General features: G+C 72.5%; 17 protein-coding genes. 8 read left to right on the top strand and 9 right to left on the bottom strand.

Annotation, left to right across the window (positions count from 1 at the left end; genetic code table 11):
• Nucleotides 1–8: 8 nt before the first annotated feature.
• Complete coding sequence (locus FED44_RS29685) at nucleotides 9–1,757, top strand: ABC transporter ATP-binding protein (RefSeq protein ID WP_138462765.1); 1,749 nt, start codon at nucleotides 9–11, stop codon at nucleotides 1,755–1,757.
• Between the two features lie 15 nt (nucleotides 1,758–1,772).
• Here the strand turns inward: FED44_RS29685 and FED44_RS29680 are convergent, their stop codons facing one another.
• Nucleotides 1,773–3,872, bottom strand: a complete 2,100-nt coding sequence (locus tag FED44_RS29680; RefSeq protein ID WP_138462764.1) for a DPP IV N-terminal domain-containing protein — start codon at nucleotides 3,870–3,872, stop codon at nucleotides 1,773–1,775.
• Between the two features lie 42 nt (nucleotides 3,873–3,914).
• On the opposite strand from FED44_RS29680, the gene mshB reads away from it, so the two are divergent.
• The 5 genes from mshB to rraA are packed head-to-tail and all read left to right on the top strand — an operon-like array spanning nucleotide 3,915 to nucleotide 7,328.
• Nucleotides 3,915–4,820 (top strand): N-acetyl-1-D-myo-inositol-2-amino-2-deoxy-alpha-D-glucopyranoside deacetylase, encoded by a 906-nt coding sequence (gene mshB, locus FED44_RS29675; protein WP_111701343.1) that lies wholly within the window; start codon nucleotides 3,915–3,917, stop codon nucleotides 4,818–4,820.
• A gap of 9 nt (nucleotides 4,821–4,829) precedes the next feature.
• The gene (locus tag FED44_RS29670; protein WP_111701344.1) at nucleotides 4,830–5,276 is read left to right on the top strand and encodes a DUF6113 family protein; all 447 of its coding nucleotides are present in this window, start codon (nucleotides 4,830–4,832) and stop codon (nucleotides 5,274–5,276) included.
• A 38-nt stretch (nucleotides 5,277–5,314) separates the two neighbouring features.
• Nucleotides 5,315–5,761, top strand: coding sequence for a hypothetical protein (locus FED44_RS29665; RefSeq protein WP_111701345.1), 447 nt, complete (start codon nucleotides 5,315–5,317; stop codon nucleotides 5,759–5,761).
• A gap of 51 nt (nucleotides 5,762–5,812) precedes the next feature.
• Nucleotides 5,813–6,820, top strand: coding sequence for an MBL fold metallo-hydrolase (locus FED44_RS29660; protein WP_111701346.1), 1,008 nt, complete (start codon nucleotides 5,813–5,815; stop codon nucleotides 6,818–6,820).
• Between the two features lie 25 nt (nucleotides 6,821–6,845).
• Nucleotides 6,846–7,328: a ribonuclease E activity regulator RraA gene (gene rraA / locus FED44_RS29655; RefSeq protein ID WP_138462763.1), complete on the top strand. Its 483-nt coding sequence runs from the start codon at nucleotides 6,846–6,848 to the stop codon at nucleotides 7,326–7,328.
• Between the two features lie 46 nt (nucleotides 7,329–7,374).
• Here the strand turns inward: rraA and FED44_RS29650 are convergent, their stop codons facing one another.
• From FED44_RS29650 to FED44_RS29615, 8 genes are all read right to left on the bottom strand, one after another.
• Entirely contained in the window at nucleotides 7,375–9,126 is a 1,752-nt protein-coding gene (locus FED44_RS29650; RefSeq protein WP_167521629.1) for an HNH endonuclease signature motif containing protein, read from the bottom strand.
• Between the two features lie 1,169 nt (nucleotides 9,127–10,295).
• Nucleotides 10,296–11,492: a cysteine--tRNA ligase gene (locus FED44_RS29645; RefSeq protein WP_138462761.1), complete on the bottom strand. Its 1,197-nt coding sequence runs from the start codon at nucleotides 11,490–11,492 to the stop codon at nucleotides 10,296–10,298.
• 85 nt (nucleotides 11,493–11,577) lie between these two features.
• Nucleotides 11,578–13,455: a sigma factor-like helix-turn-helix DNA-binding protein gene (locus tag FED44_RS29640; RefSeq protein ID WP_138462760.1), complete on the bottom strand. Its 1,878-nt coding sequence runs from the start codon at nucleotides 13,453–13,455 to the stop codon at nucleotides 11,578–11,580.
• Nucleotides 13,456–13,517: 62 nt separating this feature from the next.
• Nucleotides 13,518–15,602, bottom strand: coding sequence for a UvrD-helicase domain-containing protein (locus FED44_RS29635; RefSeq protein ID WP_111701352.1), 2,085 nt, complete (start codon nucleotides 15,600–15,602; stop codon nucleotides 13,518–13,520).
• A 4-nt stretch (nucleotides 15,603–15,606) separates the two neighbouring features.
• Nucleotides 15,607–17,166, bottom strand: coding sequence for a hypothetical protein (locus FED44_RS36115; protein ID WP_167521628.1), 1,560 nt, complete (start codon nucleotides 17,164–17,166; stop codon nucleotides 15,607–15,609).
• Between the two features lie 65 nt (nucleotides 17,167–17,231).
• Entirely contained in the window at nucleotides 17,232–18,008 is a 777-nt protein-coding gene (locus tag FED44_RS29625; protein ID WP_138462759.1) for a class I SAM-dependent methyltransferase, read from the bottom strand.
• Between the two features lie 168 nt (nucleotides 18,009–18,176).
• The gene (locus FED44_RS29620) at nucleotides 18,177–19,268 is read right to left on the bottom strand and encodes an ABC transporter substrate-binding protein (protein ID WP_138462758.1); all 1,092 of its coding nucleotides are present in this window, start codon (nucleotides 19,266–19,268) and stop codon (nucleotides 18,177–18,179) included.
• Nucleotides 19,269–19,333: 65 nt separating this feature from the next.
• Complete coding sequence (locus tag FED44_RS29615; protein WP_111701356.1) at nucleotides 19,334–19,564, bottom strand: putative acetyltransferase; 231 nt, start codon at nucleotides 19,562–19,564, stop codon at nucleotides 19,334–19,336.
• A gap of 97 nt (nucleotides 19,565–19,661) precedes the next feature.
• Between FED44_RS29615 and fdxA the strand changes: the two genes are divergently transcribed.
• Entirely contained in the window at nucleotides 19,662–19,988 is a 327-nt protein-coding gene (fdxA, locus tag FED44_RS29610) for a ferredoxin (RefSeq protein WP_111701357.1), read from the top strand.
• Between the two features lie 50 nt (nucleotides 19,989–20,038).
• Nucleotides 20,039–21,118 (top strand): succinyldiaminopimelate transaminase, encoded by a 1,080-nt coding sequence (gene dapC / locus FED44_RS29605; RefSeq protein WP_111701358.1) that lies wholly within the window; start codon nucleotides 20,039–20,041, stop codon nucleotides 21,116–21,118.
• Nucleotides 21,119–21,120 lie beyond the last annotated feature (2 nt).

The following is a 21,120-nucleotide window of genomic DNA, read 5'->3' as shown; positions in this document are numbered from 1 at the left end:
GTTCAGGAATGGCCCGCGAGATCCTGCCGGTCGCCGACCGGGCGCAGGTGCGCGCCTACGCGCGCCGGCTGACGCTGAAGTATCCGCGTGAGCTGGGCCTGGCGCTGGCCCTGCACGCCCTCGCGGCCGTCGCGGGCCTGGTCGCCCCCCGGATGCTCGGCGGCCTGGTGGAGGGCCTCGCCGAGGGCAGGGCCGGTCTGCGCGTGGACGCCGTCGCCCTGGCCATCGCCGCCTTCGTGGCCGCGCAGGCGGTGCTGATCAGGTTCGCGGTGTACGCCTCCTCCCGGCTGGGCGAGAAGGTCCTGGCCGAACTGCGGGAGGACTTCGTCGGCCAGGTGCTCGCGCTGCCGCTGTCGACGGTCGAGCGGGCCGGCGCCGGTGACCTGCTCACCCGCACCTCCCGGGACGTGGACGCGCTGTCGCGCACCGTGCGGCACGCCGTGCCGGAGACGCTGATCGCCGTCGTGACCGGCGCCTTCGTCGTCGGCGCCGTGATCCTCGTCGGGCCGCTCATGGCCGTGCCGTCGCTGATCGCCGTACCGCTGCTGTGGATCTCCACCAGGTGGTACCTCACCCGCGCCAGGGACGGCTACCTGCGCGAGAACGCGGCGTACGCCGACATGACCGAGGGCCTGGCCGAGACGGTCGAGGGCGCGCGCACCATCGAGGCGCTGGGCCTGCGGGACCGCCGCCACGAGCGGACCGACCGGGACATCGCCCGGTCGTTCGCGGCCGAGCGCTACACCCTCGGCCTGCGCATGGTGTGGTTCCCGGCCGTCGAGTTCAGCTATGTCGTCCCGGTCGTGGCGACCCTGCTCGTCGGCGGGCTGTTCCACATCGAGGGCTGGGTGTCGGTGGCCCAGGTGACCACCGCCACGCTGTACGTCCAGCAGCTCATCGACCCGCTCGACCGGCTGCTGTCGTGGACGGACGAGCTGCAGGTCGGCGGGGCCTCGATGGCCCGGCTCCTGGGCGTCGGCGGCGTCCCCGACGACCGCGTGGCCGGAACCGCCCGGCCGGTGGGGGAGGAGCTGAAGGCCGGCGGCGTGCGGTACGCCTACCGCCCCGGCCACGACGTGCTGCACGGCGTCGACCTCGACGTACGCCAGGGGGAGCGGCTGGCCATGGTCGGGCCGTCCGGTGCGGGCAAGTCCACGCTCGGCCGGCTGCTGGCCGGGGTGCACGGGCCGCGGACCGGGTCGGTCACGGTCGGCGGGGTCCCGCTGGTCGAGCTGCCGCTCGACGAGCTGCGCGGGCACGTCGCGCTGGTCACCCAGGAGCACCACGTGTTCCGGGGCACGCTGCGCGACAATCTGCTGATCGCCCGTCCGGACGCCGCCGACCCGGACGTACGCCGCGCCCTCGAGGCCGTGGACGCCTGGGAGTGGGTGGCCGCGCTGCCGCGGAGCCTGGACACGACCGTGGGCTCGGGCGGCGCGGCGATCTCGCCCGCCCAGGCGCAGCAGCTCGCGCTCGCGCGGCTGGTCCTGGCCGACCCGCACACGCTCGTGCTGGACGAGGCCACCTCACTGATCGACCCGCGGGCCGCCCGCCAACTGGAGCGCTCGCTCGCGGCCGTGCTGGAGGGCCGTACGGTGATCGCCATCGCGCACCGGCTGTACACGGCGCACGACGCCGACCGGGTGGCCGTCGTGGAGGACGGCCGGATCAGCGAGCTGGGCTCCCACGACGAACTGGTGGCGGCGGGCGGCGCCTACGCCGCGCTGTGGGACAGCTGGCACGGCACCGCCCGGTAACTCACCCTGTCATGTTCAGCCGGTCATGTTCAGGGACTTCTTGAGGAAGTCGAGCTGCAGGAGCAGCAGGTTCTCGGCGACGACCTCCTGCGGGGTCATGTGCGTGACGCCCGACAGCGGGAGCACGGTGTGCGGGCGCCCCGCCGCGAGCAGGGCCGACGACAGCCGCAGCGTGTGCGCGGCGACCACGTTGTCGTCGGCCAGGCCGTGGATCAGCAGCAGCGGGCGCTCCTGCTTCCCGTTCTCGCTTCCGGCGCCCTTCTCGGCGTCGCCCAGGAGGGACGACCTCTCGTAGTGGCCCTCGTCCGGGTGGCCGAGGTAGCGCTCGGTGTAGCAGGTGTCGTACAGCCGCCAGTCGGTGACCGGCGCCCCCGCGACGGCGGCGTGGAACACGTCCGGGCGGCGCAGCACCGCGAGCGCGGCGAGGTAGCCGCCGAACGACCAGCCCCGGATCGCCACCCGCGACAGGTCGAGATCGCCCGGGTGCAGGGCCGCCACGCCCTGGAGGGCGTCCACCTGGTCCTGCAGGGAGATCGTGAAGTCGTGCAGCATCTCCCGCTCGAAGGCCGGGCCGCGCCCCGGCGTGCCCCGCCCGTCGGCCACGATCACCGCGAAGCCCTGCTCGGCCCACCACTGGGACTCCAGGAACATCCGCCGGGCGGACAGCACCCGCTGCGCGTGCGGCCCGCCGTACGGGTCCATCAGGACGGGCAGCGGGCCCGAGCCGGGCACGTGCCAGGACGGCAGCAGGACCGCCGCGGCCAGTTCGCGCTCGCCCGCGCGGACCAGCGAGACACGCGGCTCCAGGCCGGGCCGCTCCGCCACCGACCTGATCGAGGATCCCCCTGCCGACGCTGGTCTGACTGACACCGTCACGCCCTCGGTGTCGAGGCTCTGCCGGATGACGAGCGTCGTCCCGCCCGCACGGCGGCCGGAGTGGACGCCCGGCTCGGTGGTCACCGGGCTGAGGGTGCCGTCGTGGTACGTCCACAGGTGGATCTCGGTGGAGTCGCCGCTCGCCTGGAAGAGCACCGTGTCACCGTCCACGTCGAGCACCGCGCGGACGTGCAGCGACGGCGGCGTGACCGGCTCGGAGCCGACCACGAGGCGGCGCCCGCCGTCGGCGTCGGCCACCCAGACGAGCGTCCCGCCGGAAAGACGCGCCGGCACGCCGGGGACGATCTCCACCCAGGCCGGATCGGTGTCCTCACGCAGGATCGTCGTCTCGCCCGTGTCCGGGTCCGCCGACAGCAGGCGCATGCTCCTCTGGTCCCGCGAGAGCGTCACGAGCGCGAGGCCGTGGGCGTCCCACACGGCCGTCGCCAGGTACTCCTGCTCGAAGGGCACCTCCGTACGCGTGCCGTCCAGGCCGATGACCCACAGCGTGACCTCGGCGTTGGCCGTGCCGGCGGCGGGGTAGCGCTGGGGGACGGGCTCGCGGGAGGGGTTGGCCGGGTCGGCGATGTGCCAGAGCGCGACCGGAGCCTCGTCCACCCGGGCCACGAGCAGGCGGTCCCCCGAGGGCGACCACCAGTAGCCGCGCATCCGGTCCATCTCCTCGGCCGCGATGAACTCCGCGAGGCCGTAGGTGACCGTGTCGCTCTCCGGCTCGGCGAGCAGGGTGTCGGTCCCGGTAGCGATCTCCAGTACGTGCAGGGCACCGCCCGTCACGTACGCCACCCGGGTGCCGGTGGGGTCGAGGCGGGGATCGATGACCGGCCCCGCCGCCGGGAGCCGCCGCACCTCGCCCGTGGCGAGCTCGGCGAGGTACAGCTCGCCGGACAGCGCGAAGACGGCGAGCCGCGTCTCCCGGTCGGTGGCGTACGCCACCACGCCGCCGGCCGACTCCCGCGACCGCTCACGGCGGGCGCGCTCCTCCGGCGGCAGGTCCTCGTCGGCCGCGCCGAGCGCGAGCGGGTCGACGACCAGCCGCTCGGTGCCGGTCGCGCCGTCGGACAGCACGTCCAGCTCCCACAGGCACGTCACGGGATCGGTGCCCGACCTCGTCCTGAGGAAGACCACACGACCCCCGTCGGGGGAGATCGTGAAGCCGCGCGGCACCCCGAGGGTGAACCGCCGGGTCCTGGCATGCAACCGTGGGAAGCTCTCCGTCATAGCTCCTCATACTGCCAGCAGGAGGGCACTACCCTCGGAGGCATGACTGACCGCCGTCTGCTGCTCGTGCACGCCCACCCCGACGACGAGACCATCGGCACCGGCGCGACCATGGCCAAGTACGCCGCCGAGGGCGCCCACGTGACGCTCGTGACCTGCACCCTCGGCGAGGAGGGTGAGGTCATCCCCCCGGAGCTCGCCCACCACGCGGCCGACCGGGACGACACCCTCGGCACGTACCGCATCGGCGAGCTCACCGCTGCGTGCAAGGCGCTCGGCGTCACCGATCACCGGTTCCTCGGCGGCGCCGGCCGCTGGCGCGACTCGGGGATGATGGGCGGGGCGGCCAACGACCGCCCCGGCTGCTTCTGGCGGGCCGGCCTCGACGAGGCCGCGGGCGAGCTGGTCAAGGTGATCCGGGAGATCAGGCCGCAGGTGCTCGTCACCTACGACGAGAACGGCTTCTACGGCCACCCCGACCACATCCAGGCGTACCGCGTCTCCTGGCGGGCCTTCGAACTGGCCGCCGACCCGGAGCACCCCGGCGGGGAGCCGTGGCGTGTCGCCAAGTTCTACTGCACCGCGATGCCCAGGTCCGTGCTGCGGCGTACGACGGAGACGATGCGCGAGACCCGCGTCGGCTTCTGGGTGCCCGACTCGGTCGAGGACCTGCCGTCGTGCCCCGACGAGGACGTGACGACCGAGATCGACGCCCGGCCGTACGTCGAGGCCAAGATCGACGCGATGCGGGCGCACGCGACCCAGATCGCGGTCGACGCGCCCTGGTTCGCGTTGTCGAACAACGTCGGCCAGCAGATCCTCGGAGTCGAGCACTACATCCTGCGCGCGGGGGTGCCCGGGCCGCCCGGCATCGGCGTGCCCCCGGAGGCGGGAGGCATCGGCGAGCCGTACGACCGCGAGAGCGACCTGTTCTCCGGCATCGGCTAGGTTGGCGCTATGACCCCGGAGACCGAGGAGACGCAGGTCGGGGCCGAGGACGGTCCCGGCCCTGACGCCGGTCCTGTGGCCGGGGCCGTGGCAGGCGCGGCCTACGGCATGCTCTTCCTGCTGGGGCTCGTGCTGGGAGTCGTCGGCGGCTTCCAGCACGCGTGGTACCTGGGCGGGCTGCCGATCGCGGCGATCGCGTGGCTGGTCGTGCTGTTCGCCCTGCCGTACGCGATGGGCAGGATGATGGGCGGCAAGCTGGGGGCCCTCGTCCCGGCCGCCGGCTGGCTCCTCGTGTCGTTCGTGCTGTCCACGCCGCAGCGGGCCGGCGACCTCGCCATCGCCGGGAACCCCGCCGGCTACTGGTACCTCTACGGCGGCGTCCTCGCCGTCGCGGCCGCCGTGGCCGTGACCCGCTCCACCGGCTCCTGGCTGCTGCGGTCGTACGGCCGGGCGTAAGCCTTGCCCGGCTCTGGAGAGTCGCCGATCCTGGGGACATGCGGCGGTCGCACCGGGTCCGGCAGGTCATCAACTACGCCAATCTCTCCACGCCTCTCGGCCTGCTGATCGCGAGGCTTGGCCGGGCACGCACGTGCAGGGGGGAGCGGGGGCTCGTCTACGCGCACGGCTACCGGATCCCGTTCCCGGTCGCCGGGGCCTTCACGGTCGGCAACGTGATCCTCACCAAGTACGGCGAGGGCTATCTCAGCGGCCGGCTGCTCGACCACGAGGCGCGCCACGCCACGCAGTACGCCTTCTGCGTCGGCCTGCCGATGGTCGTGCTGTACCTCGTCGCCTCGGCGGTCTCCTTCGCCCTCTGCGGCCATCCGGGTTCGTGGAACCTCTTCGAACGGATGGCCGGCCTCGACGACGGCGGCTATCCCCGGCTGCGTCCCCTGTGGGCGAGGGCGCGATGGAGGGGGAATCGAATCCGCCGGTCGTAGGAGGAATATTTCCGGTCTCGTGGGGATCATGAGAGCGGAAGGGAGTTCCCCATGTCGCAGACGATCCAGCCGGAGAGCCCTGAGGCCCCAGAAATACGCGTTTCTTCCGATGTCGTCGTACGGCCCGCCACCACTCCCCGCCGGTGGCCGTCGAGCTTCGCCGACCGGCTGACCGCTCCCCTCCCGGACTTCCGAGAGGTGACGAGCGTCATGTGGCACGGGCAGCTCAGGCCCGACATCGGCGACGGCGACCAGATTCCTGTCCAACGTGTGGGCCTGCCCCGCGCCGCCGCGACCGAGACCATGGTGACCTGGGTCGGCCACGCGACGTTCGTGCTGCAGATCGGCGGGCTGACCGTCCTGACCGACCCGGTGTGGTCCCGGAAGATCCCCGGAGTGCGCCAGCGGCTGACCCCTCCCGGCGTCGCCTGGTCGGACCTGCCCAAGGTCGACGCGGTCGTGATCAGTCACAACCACTACGACCACCTCGACGCGCCGACCATCCGCCGCCTGCCGCGAGACACGGCCGTCTTCGTGCCCGCCAAGCTCGCGGCCTGGTTCCGGCGCCGGGGCTTCCACAACGTGACCGAACTGGACTGGTGGGAGTCGGCCCGCCTCGGCGAGGTGTCGTTCGACTTCGTCCCGGCCCACCACTGGAGCCGCCGTACGTTGTGGGACACCTGCCGGACACTGTGGGGCGGCTGGGTGCTCACCTCCTCCGAGCACCGGGTCTACTTCGCGGGTGACACGGCCTACGGGGAACGGTTCGCCCAGATCGGTGAGCGTTATCCGGGCATCGACCTCGCCCTCATGCCCGTCGGGGCCTACGATCCCCGCTGGTTCATGAAGGTCTCCCACGTCGATCCCGGGCAGGCCGTACAGGGATGCATCGACGTGGGCGCCCGGCGGATGGCGACGATGCACTGGGGCACCTTCGTGCTGTCCGGCGAGCCGCTCCTGGAACCGGTGCGCGAGGCCCGCGCCGCCTGGGAGTCGCGCGGCCTCGACCCCGGCGACCTGTGGGACCTGGCGGTCGGCGAGAGCCGTAGGCTGCCCTGACGAGGCGCTTTGGCACAATTCCCGCATGAGCTTCGCCACCGCTGATCTCTACGACGCCCACGGCGACGCGCTGCGCAGTTGCCTCACCCAGTTCCGTTCGTACGGCTCGCGTCCGCGGTTCTCCGGTCGGATCTCCACCATCCGTTGCCTGGAGGACAACGCGCTGGTCAGACAGGCCATCGGGTTGCCGGGCGAGGGCCGGGTGCTGGTGGTCGACGGCGGCGGGTCGTTGCGTACGGCGCTGCTCGGCGACGTGATCGCGACCGCCGCCCTGAAGCACGGCTGGGCGGGCGTGGTCGTCAACGGCGCCGTACGCGACACGGCGGCGCTGGCCGGCCTGGACCTCGGCATCAAGGCACTTGGTTCCAATCCCCGCAAGAGCGCCAAGACCGGCCTGGGGGAGGTCGACGTCCCGGTGACCTTCGGAGAGGTCACCTTCGCCCCCGGCGAATGGCTCTACAGCGACGAGGACGGCATCCTCGTCGCCCCCGACCGCCTCGGCTTCTGACCGGCCTCGGCTTCTGACGGCCCGCCCGGCTCCCACGCACCCACCTCTACACCCGCAGCCGGGTGGTGCGGGGGTTTCGGGGGTTGTGGTAGGTGAAGGCCCAGCGGTCGTCGCCGATCTTGTGGCGGGTGTAGCGGTTCGGGTGGCGGTAGCGGTCGCGGTTGTGGAACTGGCACGCCGGTCCCAGCAGTTTGAGGTCGGTCAGCCCGCCGCTGCACCAGTCCTCGGCGTGGTCGATCTGGCACAGGGTGGCGGGCAGCGGGCAGCCGTCCACCCAGCAGGTCGCATACCGGGCGAAGACCGCCCGCCGCTGCGCCGGGGTGGCCAGGCGGACCTTGCGGCCCATGTCCAGCACCTGCCCACCGGCGTCCATCACGATCCGCACCAAAGTGCTGGTACGGGCCAGCCGATGCACGCCGGCGACAGGCAGCAGATGCCCGGTCGCCAGGATCAGCCCCGGCAACCCCCGCAACCACACCCCCGGCGGGGCACTGCCCTCCACCCCCGCCCAGGCACCGCCCCCTGACCAGGCCTCGCGTCCCCGCCGGGCGCTACCTCCCGGCCAGGCGCGGCCTTCTGGTCGGGCGCTGCCTTCTGACCACGGTGGGGCGGCGGAATTGGCGGCACAGGGCTCGCTGGTGGCGCTGGTCGCACCGGCACAGGTCGCGTCAGCGCGGGTCGCACAGGCCCCGGAGCCGCAGTCCGCAGCGGTGCAGGCGTCAGTGCTGGGAACGGGGTCGTCGCCCGAGCCGGGCTCAGGGCCAGGATCGTCACCCAGGTCTGTGTCCAAGAAGCCCGTGTCTGAGGGGTCGGCGTCCGAAGGGCCGGTCTCTGAGGGCTGGGTGCCCAACGGGCCGGTGCCCGACAGGTCGGGATCGGGACCAGGGCCTGGGTAGGTGCCGGAGGAGTCGGGGCCAGGGCCGTCGCTCGGGTCGGCGTCTGAGGGGTCGCTGGTGGGGTGGTCGGCAGATGGGTCAGCTGTGGGGTCGTCTGAAGGGCTGGCTGTGGGATCACCTGAGGGGGTGGTGCCTGCGGGCTCGCGTGAGGGTTCGCCGGCTGGGGGGTCGTCGGGGAGGGATTCGGCGGTGACGAGCACCAGGAGCTCGGTTGCGATCTTGTTCTCCAGGAACGCGATGAACGCGTCGGCGTTCCGCACGCTCGGGGTGCGGTCGTCTCCCTCGGCTTTGGGCTTGGCGTAGACGTCGAGTAGGTGCTGCAACCGGGCGGCGGCTTCCACCGGGAGGTAGAACTCTCCCTCCAGCCCGCCGTTCCGGCGCCGCCGCACCCGGAAGAACCGGCGGTCGAAGTCGGCCTGCTCGTCCTGCTCGTGGCCGTCGGGGTCCAGCACCGCCCGCAGATACCGCCCCGCCTTGGCCACCTCCGCAGCCCCCGCCGAACCTGCCAACTCCAGCAAAATCCCCTCAGCGGTGATCGCCTGCTCATCGGTCAACCCCGCAGTGGCGGTGCAGATCGCCTCCACGATCCCCTCCGCCAGGCTGCCCTCGGCGAACCGCTCACGCACCCGCGACAGACGACCCAACTCCATGCCCATCGTCACCAACCGACCGGCTCCGGGGGTGGTCATCCCGCCGACGGATCGCAGCCACAATTTGGTCGAGGCATGCCCATGGTTCTTCGCCTCTCCGGCCCGATGCACCCGGCCGACCCGGGCGGCCAACGCCGAAGTGATCCGGTCCCGTGCCGCCAGCAACTCCTCCGCCTCGGCCAGGCACACCTCCGCCGACTCAGGCACCGGCACCAACGCCACCACCCGCGCCGCCTCACCAACAGCCGCCACCGCCACCCACGACGACGACCCACCAGCACCAGAAGCATCCCAGTCTGGGTCTGCATCGTTCCGGCCAGCGCCGGAGGTGCTGCCGGACGCACCACCGGGCGCGCCCTTGGTGTCCCGATTAGGGCCCGTATCCCGACCCCGACCCGCATTCTGGCCTCGGCCCGCATCCCGAACCCGGCCCGCATCACCTTGGCCAGCGCCCGAGGCACCGTCAGACGCGCCACCGGGAACAGCACCAGAAGCGCCGCCGGGAAAACCACCCGGATCGCCCGCCAAAGCGCCGCTGGGAGCGGCAGCGGGATCGTCGCTCCAGGCACGTCCGATGCCGTCAGGAGAGACACCACTCGCGGTCTCATCACCGGTGCATTCAGTATCGGGCGCGTTGCCGCCACGAGTCTCGAATGCGCGGGCGAAGTTGGGCGATTCCGCCGAATCGTCGAACCGGCTCGCATGCTTTCGCGCCGTAGGGTCAACAATCGGCACATATTCACGGGCAAGTGCGCCCTCGGAAGACCAGAGGGGCGAGTTGGCGGTGAGCTGATCCCACCAGTCGCTATCACCATTATCGTTCGAACGACGGAGGTGCTCAGGATCAGTGTCGAACAGATCCATCACACCTCCTCACCACTTGATGATTCGAAAGCCTGTATGAATTCTTCCATGCCGGCGTGCCGTGAACACCCCTGCATGGCGATTTGTTGGAGCCACAAATCGGCGGTCCGCTTGTGTGTTTCAGTCATTTTCCAGGCGATTTGTCGCCAGGGGATGTCGGATAGTGCAGCGGCTTACCGCCCGCAGTTCCGGCTCGCCCGCAGCGGACCTGCAGCGGACCCGCAAGGGACCCGCAAGGGACCCGCGGTGGAGGCGGCTATCCGCTGACCGCACGCGGTGAGGCGAGTGCTCCGGGACGATTGGCGCGCAGGCGTACGCGGCGGCATTCGCCTGCGTGATGCACTGTTGCCGCGAAGACGACGGGCTGGAACGACGACGGGCCGGAACATGGCCGCCGAGAGGCGCGCTCGCCGCCGCATAAGGCGTGCGGGTTGCTCCCGCCGGGACGGCTCCCGGAACTCAAGCCGGCAGTGCTCTCGAAACAGAGTCGGCAGGACGCTCGGAATCGAGCTGACAGGCGCTCGGAACTCGGCCTGCCCGGAGCGCTGCCGTGGAGGTCAGATCCTGCCTATTTCGGCGGGCAGGTCGAGGGCGAGCACGTGGTCGAAGTGGAGGAAGGTCTCGAACTTGGCGCCCGGCGCGACCGACTCGTCGGTCTCCAGGTCGCCGAGCAGGCGCAGGGCCTCCGGGGTGTCGAGATCATTGTCCAGCGCGCTCTGGACGCGTTCGGCGTGCGCGGCGTCAATCGGGCGGCTGGGCGACTCCGCCCACTCGGCCACGCTCCGCCGCAGGCGGCGCAGTTCCGCGTCGGCCGTCTTCAGGGTGTCCCAGGTGAGGTCCACCTGCTGCCGGTAAGGGTGCCGCAGCAGGGCCAGCCGTACGGCCAGGGGGTCGAGCCCCGCCGCGGCCACGCGGGACGGCGTCACGGCGCCGGTATCGGCGCCGCCAGAAGAACCGCCAGAAGAACCGCCAGGAGAACCATCAGGAGAACCATCAGGAGAACCACCGGGAGAGTCACCTTCAGACTCACCAGAAGAGCCGCCGTTGGAGCCCACCGGCCGGCCCTCGAACAGCAGGCGTCCGGCGTGTGCCCAGTGGGCGGCCGCCTCTTCGCCGGTGGCGGCGTTCGACTGGGCCCGCACCCTTTCGTGGTGCGGGGAGCGCAGGTCGTCGCCGCCGACATAGAGGTCGAAGCGCGGCCCGAGGAACCGCAGCGGCGTCGCCGTGCACTCGATGTCGCGGCTCGGCAGCCCGCGTCCCCAGGGCGCGTCCCAGCCCGCGCCCGCGCCGTCCTCGTCGCCGGGCTCCCACAGCGTCCAGTCACCGGAAGCCGCTTCACCACGGATCTCCCCGTAGGCGGGGAAGGACGCCGCGTCGAACATCACCGCCCCCTCCGGGGTGGCGTACGCGTGGCCGCGCTCGATGAGCCGTCCGATGAGCTCGATGATCAGGCCCATGGTCTCGCTGGTGCGGGGGGAGTGCTCGGGCACGCGCAGGTTGAGCGCGAGGGACTCGGCTTCGAGCGAGGCCCCGTCGTCGCTCCCGTGCCCGAGGTCGTAGACGTTCCGGCAGGCGAGCACGCGCAATCCGGCCCGCTCGCTGAGGCGGCGGATCAGGTCGGCGAGCAGATGCGGGCGCGGGTCGCCGAGACCGGCGGGCCCGTGTGCGGCGCAGGTGTGCATCCGCAGGATCCGCGAACCCGCCGGTACGAGGGGCACGATCTGCCGGGTCAGGGTGTCGTGGAGCCGCAACATGCCTTGAGCCTACGTGCTGCGCCCGGCGTCCCCTTCACCCGAGCAAGGAACCTGAGTCAGGAAGCCCTCGGTCAGGAGAGGAAGGTCAGGACAGGAAGCGGAGGATCTCGCGGTCGCCGCGGTCGCGCAGGCGGTCGAGCACCTCTTCCCGGCCGGTTCCCTCGGCCAGGCCGATGCGCGCGCCGATGAGGCGCAGCCCTTCGGCCTCGGACGCCACCGGCGCGGTGTACCCGATCAGGTGCAGGGCCTTGTTGATCGCGGGCAGCCCGGCCGCGGCGGCGGGCAGGAACCGGGTCAGCAGTTCGCCGCCGTCGGAGACGGTGAGGAAGACGTGGTCGCCCTCGGAGGCGTTGTAGTCGGCCAGCACGTTCCTGATCGATCCGATGGTCGGCTGGTTGTGCCAGCTGATCACCACCTCGCCCGACGAGGTCGACACGGTGAGCTGGCCCCCGGGCGCCATGCCGAGATGGGCCGCGAAACCCGTCGGCAGCGGCGAGCCGGAGCCCCGGAGGTGTTCGGCGTTGACGTCGACCCGGTGCCACCACCGGCCGTCGCGGCTGCGGAAGCAGCGCCGGGTCATCGAGACGTCCCGGCGCGGCTGGTACGGCTCGCCCTGCGCCTGCCCCGCGACCCTGATGTAGCCGCGCTGGGTGCGTTCGAACCCGGGCCCTCCGGCGTACGCCCTGATCGAGCTCTCGCTCACGTCGTAGCGCGAGGTGAGGTTGTCCACGATCGTGCTCACGGACGCCTCGCCGCCCGCGCGCTCGATCTCCCGGGTGATCATCTCGCGGATGCCCAGGTACTCCTCGCCGCCCCAGCGGCGCAGGCCGTACTTGCTGCGGTCGAGCCGGATGAAGCGCTCGTCGGCAGCGAGCTGGTTGCGCAGCCCGACGAGGCTGTAGTCCTCGCCGATGCGGGCCTGGATCTCCTCCGGCGTCAACGGTCCGCCGGAGACCGCCAGCACGGCCTCGGCCTTGTCGCCCATGCTGCGCGGCCAGGGGACGACGTGCCCTTCGAGCACGCGCAGGTGCGGCACCGACGCCAGCCAGCGCTCGGCCACGTCCTCGCGTACGCCGAGCTGGGCCACCTGCGCGACCGCCTCGTCCATCGGGCGGGGGCCGTCGGCGAACAACTGGCGCGTCTTCTCCCTGAGCTCGTCCGCGCCGCCCGCGACCAGCCAGCCGTCCACCTGGTCGTACCCCGTCAGCAGCGTGCGGACGAACCGCCACGCGGGGATCGCGAGGGTGATCAGCTCGGTGCGGTGCCACGGCACGGCCGCGGCGAGGTCGTCGGCGGGCACCGCGGAGCCGAGCCGGGTACGCAGCCAGGCCAGGTGGGCGTTGAGCGGCGCGGCGGCCGGGCTCTGCAGCCACTCCAGCACGTGGTCGCGCAGGTCGCGTTCGATCTGCCGGATCCGCTCGCGGGTGACGGAGAAGCGCTGGGCGAGCTCGTCGAGCGTGGCGCGCTGGGCCTGGCCGGGGTGCTGGCCGGACTGCTGGGAGGTGTCGTAGTAGAGCCGGTCCCTGGCGATGGCCCGCTGGCGGTCGTCCAGCCGGGCGAAGATCTCGTCGATGATCTCGGCCATCGGCCGTTCGGGGAGGGCCGGCGGGACCGGGGCCCCGGCGGGCTCCCCGGCCGGCTCGGTGGCCAGCAGCCTGTCGATGACGTCGATGAACAGCTTGTGGACGACATCGCGGGGCCCGGGCGTCTGCAGGCTCTCCTCGGGGTGGGTGAACCTCAGCAGCGGCAGGATGTCGCCGAGGACCAGATGCGCCCAGCAGGCGCTGGTGAGGTCGGCGAGCCGGGAGGCGATCTGGACGGTCCCCACCGCCGCGCAGGCCCGGTCGAGGGGGAGTGCCTGCCACCACGCGTCGGGAAGACCGGGGTCGCTCGCGATCGGCTCTACCTGGCTGGGCGCGGTCCAGCGCAGCGGAGGCACGATGTCGCTAAGGCTCAGGTTCATGCAGGTCCAACCGGCGAGGGGAATATATCCGCAGTTCACACTAGGGGATCAGGCCAAGGTGGTCACACAGGCAGGAAGGGACTGGCGCGTCCCGAATAGGACACGTAGAGCAACTCTCCCGCTCGTGTGCACGCCACGTAGAGCAGCCCCCGTTCGCGTTGCAGATCGTGCGCCCGTGCCGTCGGATCCTCGGCGGCCGGGGTCAGCGCGTCGGGCGCCGGCACGATTCCGTCAGCCACGCCTATCACGGCGACCCGGCGGAATTCCAGCCCTTTCATCCCGTGAAGCAAGGCGACTTTGACCGTGATGCCCGCTTCGCGAAGTGCGGTACGGGCGGTGCGCACGAGGTCAGCGGTACGCGCGGCTACCGCGATCTCGGCCGTGGGCACGCCTTCCCGCAGCCATTCGGCCACCGTCGAGACGAGGCCGGCGATCTCCGCCGCCGGGGTCACGTACTCGCGCACCATCGGGCGCGGACCGTGGCCCAGCCCGCGGTAGCCGTACAGCCCGGCGTTGCCCGCCACCAGGCCGTCGGCGGGTCCGCCGCCGCGCAGCCGCACGCCCCACGAAAGGATCTCCGGGGGCAGCCGGTAGGAGAGCTTCAGATGGAACCGGCGGACGGGGATGCCGACGTCGGCGAGCGCGACCCGCGTGTCGAACATGCGCTGGTGCGGGTCGCCCAGGATGAACAGGTCGTTCGGCGCGGCGGGGACCGCCGCCCGCAGCAGCCGCCACTGCGCGGGGTGCAGGTCCTGCGCCTCGTCCACCACGATGTGCCGGTACGGCTCCCGCCCCGGCTCCCGGTCGCCCAGCAGGTCGCCCACGGCCCGCCCCAGCAGCCCCGCCGCCTCGGAGGCGAGCTGGAGAAGGGTCCGCCGGCCCGTCTCGCGCAGCCGCCCGATGACGTGCTGGACGGCGTCCCACACCAGGGTCCTCGCCCCGGCGTCCAGCGGCACGCTGCGGCCCGGCCGGGCCGCCGCCTGGTACTCCTCCAGCGTCCGCAGGTCCTGCGCGAGGATCACCTGTTCCCACTCCCGCAGCAGGAACGCGCTGCCGAAGCGCCTGCCCGAGTGCTTCCCGAAGCGCCCGGCCGCCGCCTCCTGCCACAGCCCGGCCAGGTCGTCGGAGGAGACCAGCGCCGGGGCCCTGCCCTCCGCCTCGGCGACGATGCGGTGGGCGATCCGGTCCACGTTCCCCACCTCGACGCGCTTGCGCACCAGCTCGTCGCCGACCATCGTGTCGAGCCGCGCGGACAGCTCGGTCGCGAGGCCCTGCGAGAACGTGACCAGCAGGACAGGGCCGGTGGCCGCGCGGGCCAGCAGGGCCGCGCGGTGCAGCGCGATGACCGTCTTGCCGGTGCCGGCGCCCCCGGTGATCAACACCGGCTCGTCGTACGCCGGCCAGTTGGCGTACGTGTGCTGCGGCGGGTAGAGGAACGTGCACCAGTGGGGCTGGGCGACGAGCCGCTCCAGCTCGGCGGCGTCGGCCGCGAACGCCGCCCGGTCGGGGCTGCGCCGCAGCGCGGTGAGCAGGTCCTCGGGGTCGACCTCGTCGGCCGCCCGGCAACGGCAGGCGTCCAGCTCGCGCCAGGCCGCCGCGAGCGAGCCGCCCCGGGCCAGCGCCGACAGCGGCGCGAACTGGCTGCGCGGGAGCAGCGGCTCCACCGCGGCGAGGTGGGCCTCCGACGTCATCATCCGCAGCAGCGGCAGCAGGCGGGCGTCCACGCCGATGTTCAGCAGGTCGGTGTCGCAGAAGTCCTCGAACACCGGACGGCCGCCGCTCCGCGACGCCCGGCGCAGGGCCGGTTCGATCCGCTCCAGCGCCTCGGCGTCCCAGACCTCCACGATCCCGACGGCCGTGTTCACCCCGAACCGGTGCCGCTGGGCGTACGACCACGCCTCGGCGTCCGGCAGCACGGTCAGCAGCCAGTAGACGTCGTCCTGCCGTACGACCACCCCCCGGTGGCGGTCGGCGAGCCGCAGCGTGGCGACCCGGGGATCGCGGCAGTTGCGCACCCTCTCGGGGTGCGGCGCGGTGGAGGCGTTCAGCAGGAAGCGGCGCACGGCGAGGAGCGCCTCCCGGCGGACGGGCCGGGGGAGCGCGTCGAGCCCGTGCAGGAACTCCGGGGAGAGCGCGAGCCGGGGCATCCCGCTATCCCAGCAGGGACAGCAGGTCGCGGTCCCCGCGTTCGCGCAGCCGCGCGAGGATCTCCGGCCGCCCGGCGGGCCCGGTGAGCCCGACCCGCGTCGCGATCACCCGTGCCGCCTGCTCGGGCGTGCCGCCCGGAGCGGTGTAACCGACGAGGCGCAGCGCCCGTCTCGTCTCGTCGCCACCGGCCGCCGGCAGGTGCCGTACGCGCAGCAGGCCCTCCTCGGACAGGGTCAGGAAGATGTGACTGCCCTCCTCGGCCGCGACCTCGGTGAGGATCCGCCGCAGCGAGCCCAGCGACGGCCGGGTGTGCCAGGAGAGGCCGATGTCCCCTGCGGCGCTCTGCACGGTCCGGGTGTCGCCTGGGGCGAGCCCGACGTAGGCCGCGAACCCGGTCGGCAACATCACCTCGGCGCCGCCGAGATGCTCGCCGGAGACGTCGACCCGCAGCCACCACCTGCCGTCCGGCTGCCGGAAGCACCGCCGGGTCAGCGACACGTCCTTGAGCCCGCTCCCGCGGGGCACCCGCTGCGCGCGTAACTGGGGGACGCTGTCCAGCCACTCCCTGGCCGCGTCGGGACGGACGCCGAGTGAGCGGACCAGTTCGAGCGCCTGCGAGACGGTCGGCGGCCGCTCGGCCGCGGTGATCAGGCCGCGGGTCCGCTCCCGCAGGTCCTCGATGTCCCCGGCCACCAGCCAGTCGCCGGAGAGACGGTGGTCGGGCAGCGTGGCGAGCACGAACCGCCAGGCGGGCACCTCGAGCGAGCGCAGTTCGCGCCCGTGCCAGTCGGCCGCCGCGACCAGCCGCGCCTTCGGGACCGCGACCCCGAGCGCGGCGGTGAGCCGGGCCAGGTGCTCGTTGTACGGCGCCGCCTCCGGTGACGCGAGCCAGTGGGCGATCCGGCCGCGCAGGGCCGCCTCGGCGCCGGCGAGGACCTCGGGGGGTACGGCGAGCAGCTTGGCCAGCTGCTCGGGCGCCGACGGGTCGTCGGTGAAGACCCGGTTCTGCGCCACCATCCAGGTCTGGTCGTCGAGGTCGGCGAAGGCCGCGTCGATCAGCTCGGGCAGGCCGGCCGGCTCCGGTTCCGGCTCGGGCTCGTCCGGCGGGCTCTCGGGCTTCCTGTCCGGAGAAGACTCCGGAGAAGACTCCGCCAGCCGGGCGAAGACGGCGGAGAACAGGGCGGTGAGCACCGGCCTCGCCTTGACGAAGGGCTGGTCGGCCAGCTCCCGGCCGGACAGCGCGAGCAGACCGTGCCATGATCCCGCCCGGTCGAGCGCGATCGCGACCTGGGGGTCGTCGGCCTCGTCGGGATCCAGCACGTGCAGCGCGGGCAGCACGTCGCCCACGGCGGCGGCGGGCCAGTGCTCCAGCGCGAGGACGGTGAGCAGCTCGGCGAGCGCCTCGGCGTCCGCGACGGCCAGCACCCGGTGCAGGGGGAGCGTGCGCCACCAGGCGTCGGGCAGGCCCGGCCGGTCGAGCGTCCCGATGCGGGCGGCATCACTCCAGCGCAGTGGTGGCACGAGGTCACTCAGGCAGAAGTTCATGCTGTCCCCATCGCTCACAAAGACCAGACCATAGTCTGGCAAATCGCCTCGCCGTGCTGGAGATTCCCGACTCAGTTGCCGGCTTAGTGGCGTTCGGCGGCGAAACGGAGGCGTACGTAGTCGGCCATCCAGCCCGACTCGCGCCGCAGCGCCGGGGCGGCCAGCTCGTTGACCCGCCGGAGCAGCGGCTCGACGGTCGCCGGAGGGACCCGGTCGAGCAGCGGGCCGGCGAACAGCCGCACCCAGTCGGCCGCGCCGTTGGGGCATTCGTCGAGCGGCGTGGGACGGTCGAAGTGTTCGAGCAGCCGCACCGTGAACCCGCCCTTCTCCAGCCGCAGGGCGTACTCGGCCGGGCCGGGGAAGTACCACGGCAGCTCGGGCTCGCGCAGGCCGTGCTCGCGCCAGGCGGTGAGCATGGCCGAGGTCAGGGCCGCGCAGTTGCCCGCGCCGCCCATCTCGGCGACGAACCGGCCGCCCGGCCGCAGCGCCTCGCGTACGCATTCGATCACGGCGTCCGGGTCGCGGCTCATCCAGTGCAGGGCGGCGTTCGAGAAGACCGCGTCGTACGACTGGGCCACGGTGAAGTCGTGGCCGTCGCCGACGGTGAAGTCGAGGCCGGGGTGATGGGCGATGGCCTGCTCGATCATCGCGTGGGAGCCGTCGATGCCCAGCACGTGGGCGCCGCGCGCCGCGATCTCGGCGGTCATCGCCCCGGTGCCGCAGCCGAGGTCGAGCACCCGCTCACCGGGGCGGGGGTCGAGCAGGTCCACCAGCGGCGCGCCGACAGGCGAGACGTAGCCGAAGGAGCTGTCGTAGGCGCGAGCGTTCCATCGAGTGGGACTGGGAGTTTCGTACCTCAAGATCGGCTCGCATTCTTACTGGCCGGTGCCGGGATCACCACGCTTCGATCCGCGGCTTGGCCACCACGCCTTGATCACCACGGTCTCGTGCCGATTGAGACTCCTGGGATCTGGTGGGATTCCGGTGGGATGCGACACACTTTACGGCTTCCGCCGCCTCTGCGAGTGTCAGCCCACATCCTTCGCCCAGTGTGTGGCCAGGTACGCCTTGGCCTTGTCCTGCTCGGGGATGGTGAGGATCACCGGGTCGCCGGACGCCTCGGGCAGCCGGGCGGCGGCGTCCCCGTCGAGGGCCCCGCGCGTCTGCATCGCCTCCATCCGCGACGGCCGGGCGTAGGCCTTGAGGAAGAGGTTCTGTCCCTCGTCGGACAGCAGGAACTCCTCCCACAGCCGGGCGGCGGCCGGATGCGGCGCCGCGGCGTCGATCGCCTGCATGTAGTAGGAGGCGAGCACCGCGTTCTTCGGGATCGTGACCCGCCAGGCCGCCGCCCCGCGCCCGCCCGCGGCCCGCGCCGCGTTCATGAAGTCCCAGTCCACCACCGTCGTGGCCTGGTCGGGACGGCCGAGCATGCCGCCCTTCCGCAGCCGCGCGAACAGGTTCACCCCGCGGGCGGCGTCGGGCAGCCCCTGGCCGAGCGAGGCGGCCATGACGCCGCTGAACGCCGACGCCACCTGCCGGGGGTCGCCGGGCAGCGCGACCGTCGTCCCCGGCCGGGCCAGCGCGGCGTACGACGCCGGGGCGGGCACCTTCCTCGGGTCGTAGCCGATCGACATGTATCCGCCGTAGGCGGCGTACCAGCGGCCGTCCTGGTCCTTGGCCTCGTCGGGGATGTCCGCCCAGCCCGTCACCCGGTACGGCGCGAAGAGCCGGGAGTTGGCGACCGCGACCTCCAGCGTGACGTCGAAGACGTCCGGCGCCTGGGCCGTCCCGCGCAGGCGGGCTGCGGCGTCGATCTCCTGCCGGCTGCTCGCCTCCGGCATGACCGACGTCACCTTGATCCCGTACTTGTCGGAGAAGCGGGCGATGATCTCCTTGTAGCCGACCCAGCCGCCCGGCAGGCCCACGACGGTGAGCGCGCCCTCCTTGCGGGCGGCGTCGACGAGCCTGTCCATCGTGCCGAACCCGTCGGCCAGACTGGCCGCGCGGGGATTCAGCGGAGGCGGCGGCCTGTCCGGCGTCCGCTGCCGGGAGCACGCGGAGGCCGCGGCCAGGAGGACCGCCGCCGAGGAGATCGTCACGACACAGGCGCGTAGGGTCACGTCGCGTATGCTCCGCCCCGCCGGCGCGGCCGGTCGAGGCGGCGCGCTGCGGGATTGCCGCCTGATTACCTCGGCTGTCCGGGCGGCACGACCTTGGCGGCGGCGAGGGTCTCCTCGTCGATCTCGACGAGGCTTCCGTCCCGTTTCCGCACGGTGAGCACCCCGTCGCGCCAGGATTCCAACACGCCGACGGCGTCCCGGTACCCACCTGGCGCCCTGCGCCGGGTGGTCACGCGTTGGCCCACGTCGGCGGGCGTGATCGCGACGACGAGACGGGCTCCGGACTTAGGGGCCACGACGATTGCCCCCCTCCTGTTCCGGCTGGTAAGCAGGCACCGCAATACTAGGGCTAGCAACCCGCGGTCGAGCCGTGCAACCCAGAAGGAGCCCGAGGTGACGTACGTCATCGCGCAGCCTTGCGTGGACGTCCTGGACAAGGCGTGCATCGAGGAGTGCCCCGTCGATTGCATCTACGAGGGCGAACGCATGCTCTACATCCACCCCGACGAGTGCGTGGACTGCGGGGCGTGTGAGCCGGTCTGCCCCGTGGAGGCGATCTTCTACGAAGACGACCTTCCCGAGCAGTGGAAGGACTTTTACAAGGCCAACGTCGACTTCTTCGAGGAGCTGGGCTCGCCCGGCGGCGCCTCGAAGGTCGGAAAGATCAACAAGGACCACCCGGTGGTCGCGGCGCTTCCGCCGCAGAGCGAGGAACACTAAAGAGTCACCGACCCTCGCGGGCCCGCTCCGTCACGACTGGGGGATTTCCTTTGATCGCGTTGCCCGACTTTCCATGGGACCGGCTGGTGCCGTACCAGGAGGTGGCGCGGGCGCATCCCGGCGGGATCGTCGACCTGTCGGTCGGCACGCCGGTCGATCCGGTTCCCCCCGTCGCCCGCCAGGCGCTCTCCGCCGCCGCCGACAGCCCCGGTTATCCCCTGACGTACGGCACGCCGCGGTTGCGTGAGGCGGCCGCGGGCTGGCTACGGCGGCGGCACGGGGTCGTCGTCGACCCCGCGGACGTGCTGCCGACGATCGGCACGAAGGAACTGGTGGCCTGGCTGCCGACGCTGCTCGGCGTGCGGCCGGGGGAGCGGGTGGTCTTTCCCGCGCTCGCCTATCCCACCTACGACGTGGGGGCCAGGCTCGCCGGAGCCGAGCCCTACGCGACCGACGGGCTGCTCTCGCTGGGGCCCGAGCGGGTGCCGCTCGTCTGGGTGAACTCGCCGTCCAACCCCACGGGACGGGTCCTGCCCGCCGAGCACCTGCGCAAGGTGGTCGCGTGGGCGCGGGAGCACGGCGCGATCGTCGCCTCCGACGAGTGCTACATCGAGCTCGGCTGGGAGGACGAGCCGCTGTCGGTCCTCCATCCGGACGTGTGCGAGGGCTCGCACGAGGGGCTGCTCGCGGTCCACTCGCTGTCGAAGCGGTCGAACCTCGCCGGATACCGCGCGGGGTTCGTCGCCGGCGACCCCCGGCTCGTACGGCGGCTGCTGGAGGTGCGTAAGCATGCGGGCATGATCATGCCCGCTCCGGTGCAGGCCGCGATGGCGGCCGTGCTGGACGACGACGCGCACGCCGACGAGCAGCGGGAGCGGTACGCCCGCCGCAGGGCGGCGCTGCGTCCCGCGCTGGAACGGGCGGGCTGGCGGGTGGAGCACTCCGAGGCCGGGCTCTACCTCTGGGCCGCCAACGGCGAGGACTGCTGGGACCAGGTGCGCGCGCTGGCGGACCGGGGCATCCTCGTCGCGCCGGGCGAGTTCTACGGCGACGCCGGGCGTGGTCACGTCCGTGTCGCGATCACCGCCACCGACGAGCGCGTCGATGCGGCGGTGAGCCGCCTCCAGTAGGA

It is taken from the genome of Microbispora triticiradicis (assembly GCF_005864065.1).
Lineage (GTDB): Bacteria > Actinomycetota > Actinomycetes > Streptosporangiales > Streptosporangiaceae > Microbispora > Microbispora triticiradicis.
The sequence above is the reverse complement of the archived record's forward strand: the minus strand, read 5'-3'. Positions and strand labels throughout refer to the sequence as shown.

Excerpts from the sequence above, each read along its gene's own strand:
- FED44_RS29685 (WP_138462765.1), top strand. The coding sequence starts at position 9 with ATGGCCCGCGAGATCCTGCCGGTCGCCGACCGGGCGCAGGTGCGCGCC.
- FED44_RS29680 (WP_138462764.1), bottom strand. The coding sequence starts at position 3,872 with ATGACGGAGAGCTTCCCACGGTTGCATGCCAGGACCCGGCGGTTCACC.
- mshB (WP_111701343.1), top strand. The coding sequence starts at position 3,915 with ATGACTGACCGCCGTCTGCTGCTCGTGCACGCCCACCCCGACGACGAG.
- FED44_RS29670 (WP_111701344.1), top strand. The coding sequence starts at position 4,830 with ATGACCCCGGAGACCGAGGAGACGCAGGTCGGGGCCGAGGACGGTCCC.
- FED44_RS29665 (WP_111701345.1), top strand. The coding sequence starts at position 5,315 with ATGCGGCGGTCGCACCGGGTCCGGCAGGTCATCAACTACGCCAATCTC.
- FED44_RS29660 (WP_111701346.1), top strand. The coding sequence starts at position 5,813 with ATGTCGCAGACGATCCAGCCGGAGAGCCCTGAGGCCCCAGAAATACGC.
- rraA (WP_138462763.1), top strand. The coding sequence starts at position 6,846 with ATGAGCTTCGCCACCGCTGATCTCTACGACGCCCACGGCGACGCGCTG.
- FED44_RS29645 (WP_138462761.1), bottom strand. The coding sequence starts at position 11,492 with ATGTTGCGGCTCCACGACACCCTGACCCGGCAGATCGTGCCCCTCGTA.
- FED44_RS29640 (WP_138462760.1), bottom strand. The coding sequence starts at position 13,455 with ATGAACCTGAGCCTTAGCGACATCGTGCCTCCGCTGCGCTGGACCGCG.
- FED44_RS29635 (WP_111701352.1), bottom strand. The coding sequence starts at position 15,602 with ATGCCCCGGCTCGCGCTCTCCCCGGAGTTCCTGCACGGGCTCGACGCG.